17 protein-coding genes are annotated in these 16,941 nt (G+C 65.8%); 2 read left to right on the top strand and 15 right to left on the bottom strand.

The genetic code is table 11. The features are described from left to right. Positions 1-103 precede the first annotated feature (103 nt). Both ACF8ME_RS20000 and ACF8ME_RS19995 read left to right on the top strand, forming a co-directional pair. On the top strand, positions 104-1,177 hold the full coding sequence (locus ACF8ME_RS20000; RefSeq protein WP_016447776.1) for a diguanylate cyclase domain-containing protein: 1,074 nt from the start codon (positions 104-106) through the stop codon (positions 1,175-1,177). 108 nt (positions 1,178-1,285) lie between these two features. Beyond that, complete coding sequence (locus ACF8ME_RS19995; protein ID WP_392417957.1) at positions 1,286-1,954, top strand: mechanosensitive ion channel family protein; 669 nt, start codon at positions 1,286-1,288, stop codon at positions 1,952-1,954. A gap of 67 nt (positions 1,955-2,021) precedes the next feature. Here ACF8ME_RS19995 and purT read toward each other — a convergent pair whose 3' ends face one another. The 15 genes from purT to ACF8ME_RS19920 form a co-directional block, all read right to left on the bottom strand. Continuing rightward, positions 2,022-3,239 carry a formate-dependent phosphoribosylglycinamide formyltransferase gene (gene purT, locus ACF8ME_RS19990; RefSeq protein WP_392417955.1) on the bottom strand — a complete coding sequence of 406 codons (1,218 nt, stop codon included), beginning with the start codon at positions 3,237-3,239 and terminating at the stop codon, positions 2,022-2,024. 110 nt (positions 3,240-3,349) lie between these two features. Next, positions 3,350-4,012: an N-methyl-D-aspartate receptor NMDAR2C subunit gene (locus ACF8ME_RS19985; protein WP_392417953.1), complete on the bottom strand. Its 663-nt coding sequence runs from the start codon at positions 4,010-4,012 to the stop codon at positions 3,350-3,352. Positions 4,013-4,030: 18 nt separating this feature from the next. Further along, positions 4,031-4,690: a DUF1294 domain-containing protein gene (locus ACF8ME_RS19980; protein ID WP_392417952.1), complete on the bottom strand. Its 660-nt coding sequence runs from the start codon at positions 4,688-4,690 to the stop codon at positions 4,031-4,033. Between the two features lie 7 nt (positions 4,691-4,697). Further along, a complete protein-coding gene (locus ACF8ME_RS19975; protein WP_016447781.1) occupies positions 4,698-5,795 on the bottom strand; it encodes a 6-phosphofructokinase in 1,098 nt (365 codons plus the stop codon). 109 nt (positions 5,796-5,904) lie between these two features. Further along, on the bottom strand, positions 5,905-6,996 hold the full coding sequence (gene nagZ, locus ACF8ME_RS19970) for a beta-N-acetylhexosaminidase (protein WP_016451181.1): 1,092 nt from the start codon (positions 6,994-6,996) through the stop codon (positions 5,905-5,907). A 49-nt stretch (positions 6,997-7,045) separates the two neighbouring features. Beyond that, positions 7,046-7,441, bottom strand: a complete 396-nt coding sequence (acpS, locus tag ACF8ME_RS19965; protein WP_016447783.1) for a holo-ACP synthase — start codon at positions 7,439-7,441, stop codon at positions 7,046-7,048. Between the two features lie 20 nt (positions 7,442-7,461). Next, positions 7,462-8,235, bottom strand: a complete 774-nt coding sequence (locus ACF8ME_RS19960) for a pyridoxine 5'-phosphate synthase (RefSeq protein WP_016447784.1) — start codon at positions 8,233-8,235, stop codon at positions 7,462-7,464. After that, positions 8,232-9,002, bottom strand: coding sequence for a DNA repair protein RecO (gene recO / locus ACF8ME_RS19955; protein WP_016451180.1), 771 nt, complete (start codon positions 9,000-9,002; stop codon positions 8,232-8,234). Before recO ends, ACF8ME_RS19960 begins: the two co-directional genes overlap by 4 nt. A 27-nt stretch (positions 9,003-9,029) precedes the next feature. Then, positions 9,030-10,064 carry a GTPase Era gene (era, locus tag ACF8ME_RS19950; RefSeq protein WP_016447786.1) on the bottom strand — a complete coding sequence of 345 codons (1,035 nt, stop codon included), beginning with the start codon at positions 10,062-10,064 and terminating at the stop codon, positions 9,030-9,032. Further along, positions 10,061-10,744 carry a ribonuclease III gene (rnc, locus tag ACF8ME_RS19945; protein ID WP_012207060.1) on the bottom strand — a complete coding sequence of 228 codons (684 nt, stop codon included), beginning with the start codon at positions 10,742-10,744 and terminating at the stop codon, positions 10,061-10,063. The genes era and rnc overlap by 4 nt, the downstream gene beginning before the upstream one ends. Beyond that, on the bottom strand, positions 10,745-11,107 hold the full coding sequence (locus tag ACF8ME_RS19940) for a DUF4845 domain-containing protein (RefSeq protein WP_016451179.1): 363 nt from the start codon (positions 11,105-11,107) through the stop codon (positions 10,745-10,747). Between the two features lie 70 nt (positions 11,108-11,177). Beyond that, positions 11,178-12,155 (bottom strand): signal peptidase I, encoded by a 978-nt coding sequence (gene lepB, locus ACF8ME_RS19935; protein WP_016451178.1) that lies wholly within the window; start codon positions 12,153-12,155, stop codon positions 11,178-11,180. Then, positions 12,155-13,963 carry a translation elongation factor 4 gene (lepA, locus tag ACF8ME_RS19930; protein ID WP_016447789.1) on the bottom strand — a complete coding sequence of 603 codons (1,809 nt, stop codon included), beginning with the start codon at positions 13,961-13,963 and terminating at the stop codon, positions 12,155-12,157. The genes lepB and lepA overlap by 1 nt, the downstream gene beginning before the upstream one ends. 429 nt (positions 13,964-14,392) lie before the next feature. Further along, positions 14,393-15,862, bottom strand: coding sequence for a DegQ family serine endoprotease (locus ACF8ME_RS19925; RefSeq protein WP_392417949.1), 1,470 nt, complete (start codon positions 15,860-15,862; stop codon positions 14,393-14,395). Between the two features lie 305 nt (positions 15,863-16,167). Further along, complete coding sequence (locus tag ACF8ME_RS19920) at positions 16,168-16,881, bottom strand: sigma-E factor negative regulatory protein (protein ID WP_016447791.1); 714 nt, start codon at positions 16,879-16,881, stop codon at positions 16,168-16,170. Between the last annotated feature and the right edge of the window lie 60 nt (positions 16,882-16,941).

Here is a 16,941-nt window from a genome sequence, read left to right as displayed (position 1 = left end):
ACAATCGCACACGAATACAACGACCGACTTACACTGGCGCCACCCCCATGCCGCGTACTGCGCAGCCCCCTGACCCATTTCTGGTCTCACAACCCTGAAGGCCATGCCCGCTGCCCCACCACCTTCGCCCACCGACAGCACCGACTCTCCCGCCATCGAGCCCACCGGAGCGCGCTTCGCCAAGCCGACGGACGAGGCATCGCCGTTTTGCGTGCTGGTCGTGGAAGACCAGGCCTCGGTACGCACCAGTCTGGTCAGCGAGCTGCTGCATGCCGGCGTGACCCGCGTGCTGGAGGCTGCCGATGGCCCCAGCGCCCTGGCACTGTTCCGCGAGCAGCGCCCCGACCTCGTGCTGCTCGACATCCGTTTGCCGGGCGAGGACGGCTACTGGGTGGCCCGCCAGCTGCGCGAGGCCGAGCCCGGCGAGTGGACGCCCGTCATCTTCCTGTCCGGACTGGACAATGACCTGGACGTGTGGCGCGGCATCGAGGCCGGAGGCGACGACTACCTGGTCAAGCCCGTCAAGCCCATCGTGCTCGTGGCCAAGCTGCGCGCCATGCGCCGCCTGCTGGACATGCGCCGGCGCCTGGTATCGCTGTCGGCCGAGCTGCATGAGGCCAACCAGAAGCTCAACGAAATGGTCGAGCTCGACCAGCTCACGGGCCTGGTCAACCGCCGAGGCTTCGACCGCATCCTGCATGCCGAGATCGCCTCGGCCCGCCGCGAGGGCCAGCCGCTGACGCTGATGCTCTGCGACCTGGACCATTTCAAGCGCTACAACGACACCTATGGCCATGTGCATGGCGATGAATGCCTGAAACAGATAGGCCGCCTGCTGCGCGAGGTCTGCGTGCGCCCGCGTGACGTGGCGGCGCGCTATGGCGGCGAGGAATTCGCGCTCATCCTGCCGCGCACGCCACGCTCGGGGGCCATGACGTTCGCGCGTGCCGTGGGCCAGATGCTGCGCGTGCTGCGCATACGCCACCCCGACTCACCCCATGAATCGGGCCTCACGCTGTCGGGCGGCATCACCACCTGCGTCCCCGACGAATACACCAGCGCCGAAGCCATGCTCATGCGCGCCGACCAGGCCCTGTACGCGGCCAAGGCGCAGGGGCGCGACCGCTTCTTCAGCTTCGAGATGCAGATGGACACGGTGGAGCAGCGCCGCACCTGACTGCCGGGCCTTGCGCCTGCGCTTACGATCGCAGCTCAATGCCGGGCGCGCGCAAGCCGCGCATCCGGGTCCTGAATGCGGATTGCTGTTTCCTGAATGTTTGAAGTTATGCGTGGTTTTCAAGCGCACCTGCCCGCCTGGATGCAGGATTGGCTGGAGTTCATCATCCCCGGCGCCCAGATCCTGCTGATCATCGGTGCGGCCTGGCTGCTCAATCGCCTGGTTCGCCGGCTGATCGCACGCGCGGGCAGGCACTACGGCCTGCCGCCGGAGCTGCTGGTGCCGCTGCGCGGCGTGTTCCGCTGGATTCTCATCGCCGCCACCGTGCCGCTGGTACTGGAGCGCCTGGGCGTCTCGGCCACCGTGCTGTGGACAGCCTTCACCGGCTTTGCCACCGTGGGCGCCGTGGCCTTCTTTGCGGCCTGGAGCGTGCTGTCCAACCTGTTCTGCGCCCTGCTCATCGTCATCGTCGGGCCCTTTCGCCTGGGCGACTACATCGAGGTGCTGGACACGGCCGAAAAGCCCGGTGCCAAGGGCCGCGTGATCGACATCAACATGCTCTACACCACCTTGCAGGATGCCCATGCGCCCGATGGCTCACCCAATCTGCTGCAGATCCCCAACTCGCTGATCTTCCAGCGCGTGGTCCGGCGCTGGAAGGGTGGCCTGGGCGCGGATGGCGAGCATGCCAGCCATGGCGAGGAGGAGCGCGCCATCCGGCTGACCACGCCGCATGATGCCCAGCCCTCGCAGCCTCCCATGCACACGACCAACTAAGGCCGGTACCCCATGAAAAAAGCCGCCGCCCGGCAAAGGGACGGCGGCTTTGTCATTGGGCAGCGCCTCAGGGCTTGCGCGGCCGGACCTTGCTGGCGGCCAGCTTGGCGTTGGTTCGCGCCTGCTCCACATCCTGGGCGCGCGCCAGGGCCACGCCCATGCGGCGCTTGACGAAGCTCTCTGGCTTGCCGAACAGGCGCAAGTCCGTGCCCGGCACGGCCAGGGCCTCGTCCACGCCGTCGAACACCAGGCCTTCGGCATCCTGCCCGCCATAGATCACGGCGCTGGCGCCGGGATTGCGCAGCGAGGCATCCACGGGCAGGCCCAGGATGGCGCGCGCATGCAGCTCGAACTCGCTTTGCCACTGCGTGGCCAGCGTGACCAGCCCCGTGTCGTGCGGGCGTGGCGAGACTTCGCTGAACCAGACCTGCTCGCCCTTGACGAACAGCTCCACGCCAAACAGGCCCAGGCCGCCCAGGTCGTCGGTCACCGCCTTGGCGATGTCGCGCGACTTCTGCAGCGCCGCCGGGTGCATGGGATGGGGCTGCCAGCTTTCCACATAGTCGCCGGACTGCTGGATGTGGCCGATGGGATCGCAGAAATGCGTCTGCACCTGGCCGTCCGCACCCTTGGCGCGCACCGTGAGCTGGGTGATTTCGTAGTCGAAGTCGATGAAGCCTTCGACGATCACACGGCCATGGCTCACGCGGCCGCCGGCCATGGCGTAGTCCCAGGCCTTGGCCACGTCGTCCGGGCCGTCCAGCTTGCTCTGGCCCTTGCCCGAGCTGCTCATCACGGGCTTGACCACGCAGGGAAAGCTGATGGCGGGCTGGCCATCCGTGCCGTCGATGGCAGCCTGCAGTTCCTGCTGCGAATCACAGAAGCGGTAAGGGCTGGTGGCCAGGCCCAGCGTCTCGGCGGCCAGGCGGCGAATGCCTTCGCGGTCCATGGTCAGGCGCGCGGCGCGGGCCGTGGGGATCACGGTGACCACGCCTGCCGCTTCCAGCTCTTCGAGCATGGGCGTGGCAATGGCCTCGATCTCGGGCACGACCAGGTGGGGTTTCTCGGCCTCGATCAAGGCCTTGAGCTGGGCCGGATCGCTCATGGTGATGGTGCGTGCGTGGTGGGCCACCTGCTGACCGGGCGCGTTCTCGTAGCGGTCCACGGCAATGGTTTCCACGCCCAGGCGCTGCAGCGCGATCAGCACTTCCTTGCCGAGTTCGCCGCTGCCCAGCAGCATGACTTTGGTGGCATGGGGGGAGTAAGGGGTTCCAAGGGTGGTCATCTGCGCGTCCGGTGAGCCAGGCAGAGCCTGGGCAAGATAAGAAAGAGAGGGAGGCAGGCCTGCACGGCCCGCAGCAGCCCCCGATCATAGGGTGCCGACACAGGCGCCGCCTACAAACCCAGCGCCTGCGCGAGGTTGCATCGCGCCCGTGCCTCCAGCCGTTGCCGGAACCAGTCAGTGCAGTAGATGGCCTCGCGCTGCATGAAGCCCAGCAACACCTCGCGGCGCCTGGCGCGGTACAGCGGCAAGGGCACCCATTCGTACTCGGCCCGCACCTGTACCTCGTACTCGGCAAACCGCAGAGGGTCGGCCGCGAGAATGCCCAGGTCGGCATCCACCAGCAGTTGGGCGTCAATCCCGTACGGCTGTGCCGCGTGGCAGGTCGCCATGATCAGGCCGTGCACGCGCCCGGCCACCTCCGCCGGCAGGCCCTGCCCGCGCACCACGGCCACGGCCCAGTCGGCGCTGCGCGCCTCGTTGTCCTTGGCCTGGGTTTCGTAGACGGCATCATGGAACCACAGCGCCAGCGCCACCTCGCCGGGACGCTCGGCCAGGCCCAGCGCCGGCTGCAGCAGGGCCATGGCCTCGCCCAGATGCTGCAGCGTGTGGTAGTGGCGCTGGGGCTCGCTGTAGCTTTGCAGCAGCTCGGCCAGCACAGGCTGCGGCGCGCTGGCGCCCAGTGCGGACCAGGCATGCTGCCAAGATGCCTGCCAGGTCTGCAGCGATGCATCGTTTGCGCTGGGCATTTCGGCCCCTGGTCCAACCTGGGTCATCGCCTGCTCCTTGGGTCTTCAGAAGATGCCGGGTGCCAGAGCCCGCAACGGCGCACCCGCCGGTGACAGCAGCCAGGCCAGCAGGCAGCAGTTGATCCCCACGGTGATCCAGAATACCAACTGGAACGAGGCCTTGCTGGACTTGTGCCGCAGCAGCCCTTGCGCGAGCAGCGCGCCAGGCCAGCCGCCCAGCAGCGCCAGCAGGTGCAGACGGCCTTCGCTGGTACGCCAGCGGTCGTGCACGGCGGCGGACTTGTCGAATCCGTAGACCATGAAGGTCACCAGGCTTGCCGCCGCATACAGGCCGAACAGTGCCCAGGGCATGCGGCCAATCCAGGCAACGGCCATCAGCACGCAGAAGAAGGCAGCGGCCAGCCCCACTGCCACCTGGCCTCGCACAGTTGACTGAGGCCGCGAGGACATGCCGGCACGGCGTCGCCGCGCAGGCTGCGGATGGCCGCTCCTGGACTCGCCAATGAAGGCGACATCCTGGGCGCGCCATTTCCCCTGGGCGTTGCGGCCGGGCACGTAGCTGACGCGCTCGCCGCCCTCGGGCCTGCGGCGGCGATCGGTGAAGGACTTGATGTGGACAAAGACCGGCGCCCCGCCGCCATCGGGCTCGATGAAGCCGAAGCCCTGCTCGTCCTTCCAGCCGGTGATGCGCCCCTGTTGCCGCATGGCGGGCTCAGTGGCGGCCAGCGGCGGCCGGCGACGCAGCAGGCTTGCGGGGCTCGCCCAGGCAAATGCCTATGTCGCGCGCCATGGTGAGCAGGCCGTGGTCCAGCGGCACGGTGCGCTGGGTGTTGGCCACGCGTGAGATTTCCACGCTGCCGATCTGCCCGCCCTGCAGCGTGACCATGCGCCCAAAGCCGCCGGACAGCACCAGCTGCGCCGCATGGTGGCCGTACTGCGTGGCCAGCACGCGGTCAAAGGGAGTGGGGTCGCCCCCGCGTTGCACATGGCCCAGCACCGTGGTGCGCACCTCGCTCCTGAGATGGGGCTGCAGGCGCTCGCGCAGCACATGGCCGACGCCACCCAGGCGTACGGGGTCCGGGCTTTGCTCTATGCGCTCACGCACCGTGAGGCTGGCACCGCTTTCCTTGGCGCCCTCGCCGATGCAGATGATGGTGTAGCGCTGGCGCTGCTCGCGCATGCGGCAGAAATCCACGATGGCCTGCAGGTCGTAGTCGATCTCGGGCAGCAGGATGACGTCGGCCGCACCGGCAATGCCGGCCTCCAGCGCCAGCCATCCGGCATGGCGCCCCATGGTCTCGACGATCATCACGCGGTGGTGGCTGTTGGCTGTGCTCTCGATGCGGCGCAGCGCCTCGGTGGCCGTGGCCACGGCGGTGTCGAAACCAAAGCTGCGCTCGCAGTTGGCAATGTCGTTGTCGATGGTCTTGGGCACGCCCACGCAGGTCAGGCCCACCTGTTCGGCCAGGCCATGCGCCAGGCTCATGGTGCCGTCGCCGCCGATGGCCACCACCACGTCCAGTCCCAGCGCCCGGACGTTGCGACCCACATGCTCCAGCGTGGCCTCATCGCGCAGGGGATTGGCGCTGTTGCTGGTGCCCAGGATGGTGCCGCCCACATGCAGGATGCCCGAGACCTCGTCCCAGCCCAGGGGCTTGACGCCGGGCGGGTCGAGCATCAGGCCCTCGAAGCCGTCGGCAATGCCCAGCACCTCGCACTGGCCGTGGTTGATCAGGGACTTGGTGACCGCACGGATCACCGCATTCAGGCCGGGGCAATCGCCACCTCCGGTCAGCACGCCAACGCGCATGGGAAAACTCTCCTGTGAAAACACTTGGCGTGCGCGTCCTCCATGGCCCGCACAGCCTTTGCAAAGCCCGCCAGGCCTCAGCCGGCCAGCCGCTGCGCTCGTCAATCCATCAAGGCAGCAGGTCCAGCGCCTGGAGGTAGGCCGGCTGGCGCATGAGGTCGTCCCAGGGCTGGGGCACGGTCTCCGGCAGCAGGGCCAGGCGGCGCGATTCGCTGTCGGCATCGGGCTGCCAGCGGCCACTGCGCTGCGCGGCCTCCATGCCGGCCAGCAGCTCGTCCACATGCTCGCCCAGGCCCAGGCTCTGGTTGCACAGCAGCACCATGTCGCAGCCGGCCTCCAGCGCGGCCAGGGCTGCGTCGGTGTAGCCGATGAGTTGCCCGTCGATGCGGCGCGCGCCCTCCATGCTCAGGTCATCGCTGAAGATGGCGCCGTCGTAGCGCAGGCGGCTGCGCAGGATGTCCTTGAGCCACTTGGCGGAAAAACCGGCCGGGCGCCTGTCGACCTTGGGGTAGATCACATGGGCCGGCATCACGGCCGTGAGCACGCTGGACAGCCAGGGATAGGGCGCGGCGTCCTCGCCCAGGATGGCGGTGAGGCTGCGGCCATCGACCGGAATGTCCACATGCGAGTCGGCCTTGACGAAGCCGTGGCCGGGAAAGTGCTTGCCGCAGTTGCCCATGCCGGCCTGCAGCAGGCCGTGCATGAGGCTGCGGGCCAGCGCCGCCACCACGCGCGGGTCGCGGTGGAAGCTGCGGTCGCCGATGACGCTGCTGGCACCGTAGTCAAGGTCCAGCACCGGGGTGAAGCTGAAATCCACGCCGCAGGCGCGCAGTTCGGTGCCCAGCACGTAGCCGGCCGCCGTGGCGGCGTTCATGGCAGCCAGGGCGCCGCTGCCTTCGCGCTGCCTGCTGCCCTTGCCGTCGTCCATCCACATCTGGCCGAAGGCGCGCATGGGCGGCAGATGCGTGAATCCGTCGGCACGAAAACGCTGCACGCGCCCGCCCTCGTGGTCCACGCAGATCAGCAGGTCGGCTTTGACGCCCTTGATATCGGCGCACAGCTGCACCAGTTGCTCGCGGCTTTCCCAGTTGCGGGCGAAGAGGATGATGCCGCCGACCAGCGGATGCGCCAGGCGCCGGCGGTCCGCGTCGGTGAGCGCCTTGCCGGCGATGTCGATGATCAGGGGTGCGTGCTCGGTCATGCTATGAATCCTGTGGAGTCAAAAAAGCCAGCGCTGCGCCGGCCGGGTGTCAGGCGCGGCGCTCGACCACGCAGAAGCTGGCCGCATAGTCGCTCTCGTCGGTCACGGACAGGTGAACCTGCAGGTTCCGTGCCTCGAACCATTCCTTGAGCGCGCCGTGCAGCACGATGGCTGGCTGGCCACTGGGCAGCTTGACGACCTCGCAGCTGCGCCAGGTCATGGGCATGACCATGCCCATGCCTATGGCCTTGGAAAAGGCCTCCTTGGCGGAAAAGCGCGTGGCGACGAAGCGGATGCCGCGCTCGGGCCAGCGCGCGCGGCGGGCTCGCCAGGTGGACAGTTCGCCTTCGGCCAGCACCTTCTCGGCGAAACGGTCGCCATGGCGCTCCAGGCTGGCGCGGATGCGGCGCACGTCGCAGATGTCGGTACCGATGCCGTAGATCATGGATTCGCTCCGCGAAAGCTTCAGGCGCGCGCCGCCATGCCCTGGTCTATGCACTGCTGGTAGGCGCGCACGGTTTGGGCGTAGCCCAGCTCCAGCGCGTCGGCGATCAGCGCATGGCCGATGGAGACTTCGAGCAGGCCCGGCACGCGCGCCACGAAGGCGGCCAGGTTGTCGCGGCTGAGGTCATGGCCGGCATTGATGCCCAGCCCGGCGTCCAGCGCAGCCTGGGCCGCCGCCGCGTAGGCCTGCAGTTGAACTTCCTGGTCTGCCGTGCCCCAGGCGGCCGCATAGGGCTCGGTGTACAGCTCGACCCGGTCGGCGCCTGCGGCGCGCGCAGCGGCCATCTGTGCGGGAACCGGGTCCATGAACAGGCTGACGCGCACGCCGAGTTGGCGGCATTCGGCGATCAGCGGCTTCAGGCGCTCGGCATCCTGCGGGAAGTTCCAGCCATGGTCGCTGGTGAACTGGTCCTCGCTGTCGGGCACGAAGGTGGCCTGATGCGGGCGCGTGGCCCGGATGAAGTCCATCAGGTTCTGCGTCGGGTTGCCCTCGATGTTGAACTCCGCCTGCGGCCAATGCTTCATCAGCGCATGCAGTTCATAGACATCTTCGCTGCGGATATGGCGCTGGTCGGGACGCGGATGGATGGTGATGCCCTGGGCACCGGCCTCCAGGCAGATGCGCGCGGCGCGCGTCACGCTGGGAATGCCCAGATGGCGCGTGTTGCGCAGCAGCGCAACCTTGTTGACATTGACCGACAGCGCCGTGCGCTGCGAAGCGTGGGAAAGATTCATAGCGATTGCAGATCCATCATCAGCTGGCGGGTGCGCAGCATGGGACTGCCGCAATGGTATTGCAGCAAGGCCCTCAGTTGGGGCTTGAGGGCCAGCGCCGCCTCGGGCTGGGCCACCACATGCAGTGTGGCGTTGAAGGCCTGCCGTGCCTGCAGCGCGCTTTCAATGGCCTGCCACTGCGCAGCGCCCAGCACGGCGCGCTCGCCCTGCAGCGCCGGGCGCAGGCCGCCTTCGGCCACCAGCGCATAGCGACGCCCCTCGGCCAGCGGCGCCAGCGTGGCGCTTTCCTCATTCAAGGCAGGCAGATGGCCCAATTCGCGCAGCAGCAGCAGCTCGAAGGTGCGCAGCACGGGCTCGATGGCATCGCCATGCTGGCCTGCCAGCACGCGCACCACACCGGCATAGATGTCGAACAGCGCCGCGTAGGGATCGTCGCGCGCCAGCAGGCGCATCAGCAGCTCGTTGAGGTACAGGCCCGACAGCAGGGCGTCACCCTGGGGCATGACATGCCCGCCCACCCACTCTGCGCCCTTGAGGGTATGGATCTCGCCATTGCCCTCGCCGCCCAGGCTGTAGCTCAGGCTCAGCGGCTGCAGCGGCAGCAGCACGGGGCGAAAGTTCGAGGTCGGCCGCTTGACGCCCTTGGCCGCCAGCGCCACGCGGCCCCGGTGACGCGTGAAGACCTCAAGGATCAGGCTGGACTCGCTCCAGTCGTAGCTGTGCAGGACAAAGGCCGGCTCGTCCGAGACACGCTTGGCGCTAGCCATGGACGCAGGGCCTTGCGGTAAGGGTGCTCACTCGTAGCCGAACGAACGCACGCGGGCTTCGTCGTCGGCCCAGCCGGAGCGGACCTTGACCCAGACTTCGAGGAAGACCTTGGCATCCATGAGCTTTTCCAGCTCCTGGCGCGCCTCGGTGCTGATGCGCTTGAGGCGCTCGCCCTTCTCTCCGATGATCATGGCCTTGTGGCCGTCGCGCTCGACCACGATGGTGGCCGCCACGCGGATGAAACGCTTGTGCTGCTTGCTGGCCTCTTCCTCGAACTTGTCGATGACCACCGTGGAGGTGTAGGGCAGCTCGTCGCCCGTGAATCGGAACAGCTTCTCGCGCACGGTCTCCGAGGCGAGGAACTTCTCGCTGCGGTCGGTCAGCTCGTCGGCGGCGTACATCCAGTCCTGCTCGGGCAGGTACTTCTCGCAGATGCCGAACAGGCGCTCGATGTCTCCCTTGTTCTTGGCCGACATGGGCACGAACTCGGCGAACGGATGGCGCTCCTGCATGCCCTTGAGCCAGGGGGCAATCTCGGCACGGCGGCCCACGGTGTCCAGCTTGTTGGCAATCAGCAGCGTGGGGATGCCAGGCTTGAACAGCGACAGCACCTTGGCATCGGCCAGCGTGAACTGGCCGGCTTCCACGACGAACAGGATCAGGTCCACGTCGCCGATGGCGCCCATCACGGTCTTGTTGAGCGACTTGTTCAGTGCCGTGCTGTGCTTGGTCTGGAAACCCGGCGTATCGACAAAGATGAACTGCGTCGCGGCGCGCGTGCGAATGCCCGTGATGCGGTGGCGCGTGGTCTGCGCCTTGCGCGAGGTGATGCTGATCTTCTGGCCCACCAGCGCATTCATCAGCGTGGACTTGCCCACATTGGGCTTGCCGACGATGGCGATCAGGCCGCAGCGCTGCGGGCCGGTCGGCACCTCGGGTGCCGGGGTGTCATCAGCAGCGGATGCCGTGCGAGCTGCGCCAGCGCCGGGCTTGGCCGCAGCCAGCAGGGCGTCAAGTTCGGCGGCGGTCTGTGCCGGCGCCGGGGGTTTGTCTTGGTTCATGCGTGTCTTGCTTTCAATAGTTCCAGCATGGCTGTGGCAGCCGTCTGCTCGGCGGCCCTGCGCGAGGCACCCGTTCCCCGGGCCTGCAGTTGCAACTCGGCAATCGCGCAGGCCACCTCGAAGGTCTGGCGATGGGCGGCGCCCGTGGTGGCAACCACTTCGTACTGCGGCAGCTTCATGCGCCGCCCCTGCAGCCATTCCTGCAGGGCCGTCTTCGCATCCTTTTCGGCTGCGCGCATGTGGGGGTTGATGTCCACGCCCTCGAAGAGATGGTGTACCACCTTCTCGCCCGCAGCGTAGCCGGCGTCCAGATACACTGCGCCGATCAGGGCCTCGACCGCATCGGCCAGGATGGAGGGGCGTTGCTTGCCGCCCGACTTGGATTCGCCTTCGCCCAGGCGCAACAGATCGGGCAACTGCAGCCTCAGCGCGATCTGGTGCAGCGTGCCTTCCTTGACCAGGTTGGCGCGCACGCGGGACAGATCGCCCTCGGGCATGGAACTGAGCCGCTGGTAGAGCAGGCTGGAAATGGCAAGATTCAGCACCGAGTCACCGAGGAATTCCAGGCGCTCGTTGTTGTCTGCCGAGAAACTGCGGTGCGTGACGGCACGCTGCAGCAATGCAGGCTCGGCAAATTGATGCTGCAGCCTCAGCTGCAGCGCATTCAGTAAGGGAGGCACCTATTGGGTCTGCTTCTTAAAACGGTAAGTCAGGTAGGCGGGGCCCACGAGATGGATCTCGCGCGAATATTCGAACCCCACCACCACACGGTCATTGATTTTGGTCACCTCGAGGTCTGCGCCCTTCACGGATGTGAAGTCATCAATGGCGGCGGAACGCTCGAAGCTGGCCTTGACCTCGGCCACGGAATTGCCTTCGCGGGCCGCCTTGTTGGCGGCCTTGACGATGGCCTGGTACTCCAGGAAGACCGGCACTGATTGTGCGCCCACGGCCACCACACCCACGCCCAGGGCAATCACAAACACCAGTCCCAGAAAGGACAGACCGCGCTGGCGCGAACGCCGGTTGTTCGATGTCAACATGCTTTTTCCTCCTCCGATGTGAATCCCTCGCGCATGCCTGGGGGCATCCGGCCCTCAGGCATGCATGTGATCAATGGAAGCCGCCGATGCGCTTGAAATCCCCGAAGTTCATCCAGACGAAAAAGGCCCGGCCAACGATGTTCTTGTCGGGCACAAAGCCCCAGTATCGGGAATCCAGCGAATTGTCGCGGTTGTCGCCCATCATGAAGTACTGGCCCTCGGGCACCTTGCAGGTGATGCCTTCGACGCTGTAGCGGCAGTTCTCGCGGAACTCGAAGCCGCTGGCACCCTGGATGAATGCGGGCACGTCCTGGTTCACGATCATGCGGTGCGGCTTGTCGCCCAGCGACTCCTCGTACTGCTTGAAGTAGCGCATCGCGTCCTTGTCGAAGAAGTCCGGCAGTTCGCTGACCGGGACTTCCTTGCCATTGACCGTCAGCCGCTTGTTCAGATAGGAGATCTCGTCACCCGGCAGGCCCACCACGCGCTTGATGTAGTCCAGGCTGGGTTGCGGAGGATAGCGGAACACCACCACATCGCCGCGCTGCAGCGGCTGGCCCTGGGTGATCTTGGTGTTGATCACCGGCAGGCGCACGCCGTAGGTGAACTTGTTCACCAGGATCAGGTCGCCCACGAGCAGCGTGGGGATCATGGAGCCCGAGGGAATCTTGAACGGCTCGAACAGGAACGAGCGCAGGACAAAGACGATGGCGATCACGGGGAACAGGCCCGCGGTCCAGTCCAGCCACCAGGGCTGCATGAGGATGCGGCCCTTGGCCTCTTCCGACACCTCGATGTCGGTCTTGGCGATGCCCATGCGGTCGAGTTCTGCGCGGCGCGCCACGGCAGCCTCCTCGATGGCCACGGCGGCGCGGCGGCGGCGGGGCAGGAAATACAGCCGTTCGGCCACCCAGTACAGGCCAGTGACCACGGTGGCCAGGAACAGCAGCAACGCGAAGTTGCCCTCGATGAAGCCCGTGTACCAGGCGCCGATATAGCCCACGAAAGCCGCCAGCACGACGGCCGTAATCCATTGCATGGCTTGCATCAATCCTCCACTTGCAAGATGGCCAGGAAGGCCTCCTGAGGCACTTCCACCGAACCGATCTGCTTCATGCGCTTCTTGCCGGCCTTTTGCTTCTCCAGCAGCTTGCGCTTGCGGGTGATGTCGCCGCCATAGCACTTGGCCAGCACGTTCTTGCGCATGGCCTTGACGGTTTCCCGAGCAATGATGTTGGCGCCGATGGCGGCCTGGATGGCCACGTCGAACATCTGGCGGCTGATGATCTCGCGCATCTTCGCCACCACGGCCCGGCCGCGGTACGTGGCCTGGGAGCGGTGCACGATGATGGACAGCGCATCGACCTTCTCGCCGTTGAGCAGGATGTCCACCTTGACCACGTCGGAGGCGCGGTACTCCTTGAACTCGTAGTCCATGGAGGCATAGCCGCGCGAGACCGACTTGAGCTTGTCGAAGAAGTCCAGCACGATCTCGCCCAGCGGCATCTCATAGGTGAGCATCACCTGGCGACCGTGGTACTGCATGTTGATCTGTACGCCACGCTTCTGGTTGGCCAGCGTCATCACCGGACCCACATAGTCCTGCGGCATGTACAGGTGCACGGTCACGATGGGCTCGCGCACCTCCTCGATACGGCCGGCATCGGGCATCTTGGACGGGTTCTCGACCTGGATGACCTCGCCATCGCCCTTGACCACTTCGTAGACCACGCTGGGCGCGGTGGTGATCAGATCCTGGTCGAATTCGCGCTCCAGGCGCTCCTGCACGATTTCCATGTGCAGCAGGCCCAGGAAGCCGCAGCGAAAGCCGAAGCCCAGCGCCTGCGAGACTTCAGGCTCGAACTGCAGGGAAGAATCGTTGAGCTGGAGCTTTTCCAGCGCATCGCGCAGCTGGTCATATTCGCTGGCTTCGGTGGGGTACAGACCCGCGAACACCTGGGGCTTGATTTCCTTGAAGCCGGGCAGGGCCTCGGTGGCAGGGCCCAGATTGTTGGGAAGCTTCTTTTCCAGCGTGATGGTGTCGCCCACCTTGGCTGCCTTGAGTTCCTTGATGCCGGCGATGATGTAACCCACCTCGCCGGCGCGCAGCGCGTCGCGCGGCACGTCGGCCGGAGTGAACACGCCAAGGTTGTTGGCTTCGTAGGCAGCGCCCGAAGCCATCATCTTGAAGCGCTCGCCACGCTTGAGTTCACCATCGACCACGCGCACCAGCATCACGACGCCCACGTAAGTGTCGAACCAGCTGTCGATGATCATGGCGCGCAGTTGGCCATTGGGATTGCCCTTGGGCGGCGGCACCTTGGCAACCACGGCCTCCAGGATCTCGTCGATGCCCATGCCGGTCTTGGCCGAGCAGGGAATGGCATCGCTGGCATCGATGCCGATGACGTCCTCGATCTCTGCCTTGGCGTTGTCGGGGTCGGCCTGCGGCAGATCCATCTTGTTGAGAACGGCCGTCACTTCCACGCCGAGATCCAGCGCGGTATAGCAGTTGGCCACGGTCTGTGCCTCTACGCCCTGAGAGGCGTCCACCACCAGCAGCGCTCCCTCGCAGGCCGACAGGGAACGCGAGACTTCGTACGAGAAGTCCACGTGGCCGGGCGTGTCGATGAGGTTGAGGTTGTAGACCTGACCATCCTTGGCCTTGTACTGCAGGGCAGCCGTCTGCGCCTTGATGGTGATGCCGCGCTCTTTTTCGATATCCATCGAGTCCAGCACCTGGGCTTCCATGTCACGGTCAGCCAGGCCTCCGCAACGCTGGATCAGGCGGTCGGCCAGCGTCGACTTGCCATGGTCGATGTGCGCAATGATGGAAAAATTTCTGATGTGGTTCATCAACGAGAAGGACTGCTAGTGAAAGTGGAAAACGACAGGGTCGGCGCGCAAGAAAAAAGGGCGCGTCCATGAACGACGCGCCCCGAACCAACAATCTCTGGCAACTGCGATAGTTGGGACTTTATTGTAGGCAAAAAGGGCTGGAAACCAAGCCCTGACAAGGCCTGCAAAGCTCCGGGCTTGATCTGTCACAATTATTTATCAACAGTTTATCAACAGACCCGACAAGCCATTTCTAGCCCGTCGATCACCGGATAGTGCGGTGCTTTTGCACCGCAACAATTCTCTTTGAAAACAGGTTTCTGACGCCTTGAGCCGTCACGCTTTGGTGGGGCATTTTACCCAATGCCCCAAGGGGCATGGGCAGGCCTTGATCCGGATTCCGAGGGTATTCCCCAGTACCCCGAAAAACCGGCCTGCCCCAGCCCCTCAACGGGCAGGACGGATGAGCACGTACTGTGCCCATTCGCCGCGGCGCACCAGAAGGTTCACCGGCTTGCTCTTGTCCACCTTGGCCAGCGTGGCCTCGAAGCTCTTGAGCCCCGTGATCTCGACATTGGCCAGTTGCAGGATCACATCACCTTCGCGCAGGCCTGCGCGTGCTGCCGCCTCGACAGCGGCCGTCACGCGGACACCGCCCTTGATGCCCAATTCCCTTTTCTGGGCATCCGTGAGTTCGGCCAGCGTCAGGCCCAGCGACTGGGAGACCAGGGTGCTGCCCTTGCCTGCAGCCTTTGCCTGGGGAGCGCCATCGGGCTCGACTTCGGCGATCACCATGGTCAGATCCTTGGCGGCTCCGCGGCGGAATACGGTGATGGTGCTGCGCGTTCCGGGCTTGGTGTTGCCCACCAGACGCGGCAGGTCGGCGACCTTCTCAATGGCCCTCCCATCGAACTTGATGATCACATCACCCGCCTCGACGCCAGCCTTGGCGGCTGGGGAATCGGGTTCCACGGCAGAGACCAGCGCACCCTGAGCCTTGCCCAGGCCGATGGATTCGGCAATGTCCTTGGTGACCTGCCCGATTTGCACGCCGATGCGCCCTCGCGTGACCTTGCCGGTGGCGCGCAGTTGGTCGCTGACGCGCACGGCCTCGTCGATCGGAATCGCGAAGCTGATCCCCATGAAACCGCCGGAACGCGAATAGATCTGGCTGTTGATGCCCACGACCTCGCCGCGCATGTTCAGCAACGGGCCGCCCGAGTTGCCGGGATTGATGGCCACATCGGTCTGGATGAAGGGCAGATAGTCTCCCGTGTCGCGCTGCTTGGCGCTGACGATGCCTGCGGTGACCGAGTTGTCGAGGCCGAAGGGCGATCCGATGGCCATCACCCACTCACCGACCTTGAGACGGTTCACGTCGCCGATCTTCACGGCGGGCAGTCCGGTGGCATCGATCTTGACCACAGCCACGTCGGTGCGCTTGTCGCTGCCCACGATCTTGGCCTTGAACTCACGCTTGTCGGTCAGCGTGACGATGACCTCGTCAGCGCCTTCGACCACGTGGGCATTGGTCATCACAAAGCCGTCCGCCGTCAGGATGAAGCCCGACCCCACGCCACGCGGCTGTTCCTCGTCAGGCTGTGAACGCGGCTGGGGGCGTTGGCGCGGCACATTGGGCACGGGCAGGCCGAAGCGGCGGAAGAACTCGAGCATGTCCTCATCCATGCCCAGCGCCTCGGCAGAGTTGGCCGACGCCTTCTCCAACGTGCGGATGTTGACCACGGAAGGCCCTACCTGCTCGACCAGGTCGGTGAAGTCCGGCAGACCCCGCACCACGGCACCGCTTTGCGCATGAGCGGCACTCACCGGCACCAGCATTGAGGCGCTGCCAGCAGCCAGCGCCAGAACGCCTGCCAGTGTGCAGGACTGCAGCGTCTTCCATCGAACTGTGGTCATGGTGATCCTTTCCTTCTCAATCATTGTGTTGCCCCCGTGCCCATTGCGCCCGGGCGGCCTGTTCAGATACGCGGTGCCGACTTGCATCTCGGACGAACGCCACATTCTGGCGCAGTCCCGGTATGCACCGGCCAGACGATGGCTCAGAAGCCTGAAAGACGCTGTTAGTTCCCGAATCGGCAGCATGCATGCGGCGCGAACCGCCGTGCATGGGCCACAAATGACTGCACCCGCGTCCATTTCAATGCCGAACGGCTGGACGCGGGTGCAAAAGAAGGCAGGAGAGTCATGCTCTCCTGCGGGATTCAGCGCTGGTTCGCGCGCGGTGCCGAGGCGAAGTTGGCATTGCGCAGGAAGCTGGCCGGCATCTGCAACGTGGCCGGACCACTGTATTGCGGATGGGAGGCCAGCAGCGCATCCAGGCGCGGATCACGCAGCATGACGCTTTGGCCGTAAGGGCCTGCCACAGCCACCACCGAAGAGGATTGGGCCGTATCTCCGAGAGGGAAGTCCTGGGCATTTCCAGCGACAGCAGCCGCTGCAGGCGCCCCCGTTTCAAGGGCGGCCAATGCCCGGCCCGGCGCCGCGCCGGGGCCTGCAGGCGCGCCGAGCATCACGCTCCAGCCAATGGCAGCCACGGCCGCCACGGAAGCAAAACCCGCAGCCATCTTCCAGCGGAATACCGACGCATTGGCTGCATCGTGCAGCGGCGCGCCATTGACGACGGCCCTGCCGTGCGCCGGGCGCGCGACCTGCTCCAGCTCGTCTGCGGCGACGGGAACCAGGGGGCGGCGCGGCTCGTTGGCCAACTGGGAGCGGATTCCGGAAAGCAGATCGTGCCGGCTGTGGTGCGCCAGCTCAGGAGAGCGCAGCACATCGCCCACCAGGTGGTACATGCGCCATTCCTGCTGGCCTGCATCGCTTTGCGCATAGGCCAGCGCGGCCTGCAGCTCCGCGGCAGAGAGTTCGCCATCAGCCAATGCCGACAATTGTTCGCGCTTCGTCAGATCGTCATTCATGATCAATCACCTGCCTGTCTGCTCTGAGACCCTGTACCCAAAAAATGCGCCACCCGATGG

It is taken from the genome of Delftia sp. WSY_7, from assembly GCF_043104845.1.
Taxonomy (GTDB): Bacteria; Pseudomonadota; Gammaproteobacteria; order Burkholderiales; family Burkholderiaceae_C; genus Comamonas; species Comamonas tsuruhatensis.
This window is presented reverse-complemented; position numbering and strand designations above follow the sequence as displayed.

What these genes read in the sequence shown, in the direction of transcription:
- era (WP_016447786.1), bottom strand. Translation starts at nt 10,064, where the DNA reads ATGAACCAAGACAAACCCCCGGCGCCGGCACAGACCGCCGCCGAACTT.
- ACF8ME_RS20000 (WP_016447776.1), top strand. Translation starts at nt 104, where the DNA reads ATGCCCGCTGCCCCACCACCTTCGCCCACCGACAGCACCGACTCTCCC.
- lepB (WP_016451178.1), bottom strand. Translation starts at nt 12,155, where the DNA reads ATGCAAGCCATGCAATGGATTACGGCCGTCGTGCTGGCGGCTTTCGTG.
- ACF8ME_RS19985 (WP_392417953.1), bottom strand. Translation starts at nt 4,012, where the DNA reads ATGACCCAGGTTGGACCAGGGGCCGAAATGCCCAGCGCAAACGATGCA.
- purT (WP_392417955.1), bottom strand. Translation starts at nt 3,239, where the DNA reads ATGACCACCCTTGGAACCCCTTACTCCCCCCATGCCACCAAAGTCATG.
- ACF8ME_RS19975 (WP_016447781.1), bottom strand. Translation starts at nt 5,795, where the DNA reads ATGCGCGTTGGCGTGCTGACCGGAGGTGGCGATTGCCCCGGCCTGAAT.
- ACF8ME_RS19925 (WP_392417949.1), bottom strand. Translation starts at nt 15,862, where the DNA reads ATGACCACAGTTCGATGGAAGACGCTGCAGTCCTGCACACTGGCAGGC.
- ACF8ME_RS19980 (WP_392417952.1), bottom strand. Translation starts at nt 4,690, where the DNA reads ATGCGGCAACAGGGGCGCATCACCGGCTGGAAGGACGAGCAGGGCTTC.
- ACF8ME_RS19995 (WP_392417957.1), top strand. Translation starts at nt 1,286, where the DNA reads ATGCGTGGTTTTCAAGCGCACCTGCCCGCCTGGATGCAGGATTGGCTG.
- acpS (WP_016447783.1), bottom strand. Translation starts at nt 7,441, where the DNA reads ATGATCTACGGCATCGGTACCGACATCTGCGACGTGCGCCGCATCCGC.
- lepA (WP_016447789.1), bottom strand. Translation starts at nt 13,963, where the DNA reads ATGAACCACATCAGAAATTTTTCCATCATTGCGCACATCGACCATGGC.
- nagZ (WP_016451181.1), bottom strand. Translation starts at nt 6,996, where the DNA reads ATGACCGAGCACGCACCCCTGATCATCGACATCGCCGGCAAGGCGCTC.
- ACF8ME_RS19940 (WP_016451179.1), bottom strand. Translation starts at nt 11,107, where the DNA reads ATGTTGACATCGAACAACCGGCGTTCGCGCCAGCGCGGTCTGTCCTTT.
- recO (WP_016451180.1), bottom strand. Translation starts at nt 9,002, where the DNA reads ATGGCTAGCGCCAAGCGTGTCTCGGACGAGCCGGCCTTTGTCCTGCAC.
- ACF8ME_RS19920 (WP_016447791.1), bottom strand. Translation starts at nt 16,881, where the DNA reads ATGAATGACGATCTGACGAAGCGCGAACAATTGTCGGCATTGGCTGAT.
- ACF8ME_RS19960 (WP_016447784.1), bottom strand. Translation starts at nt 8,235, where the DNA reads ATGAATCTTTCCCACGCTTCGCAGCGCACGGCGCTGTCGGTCAATGTC.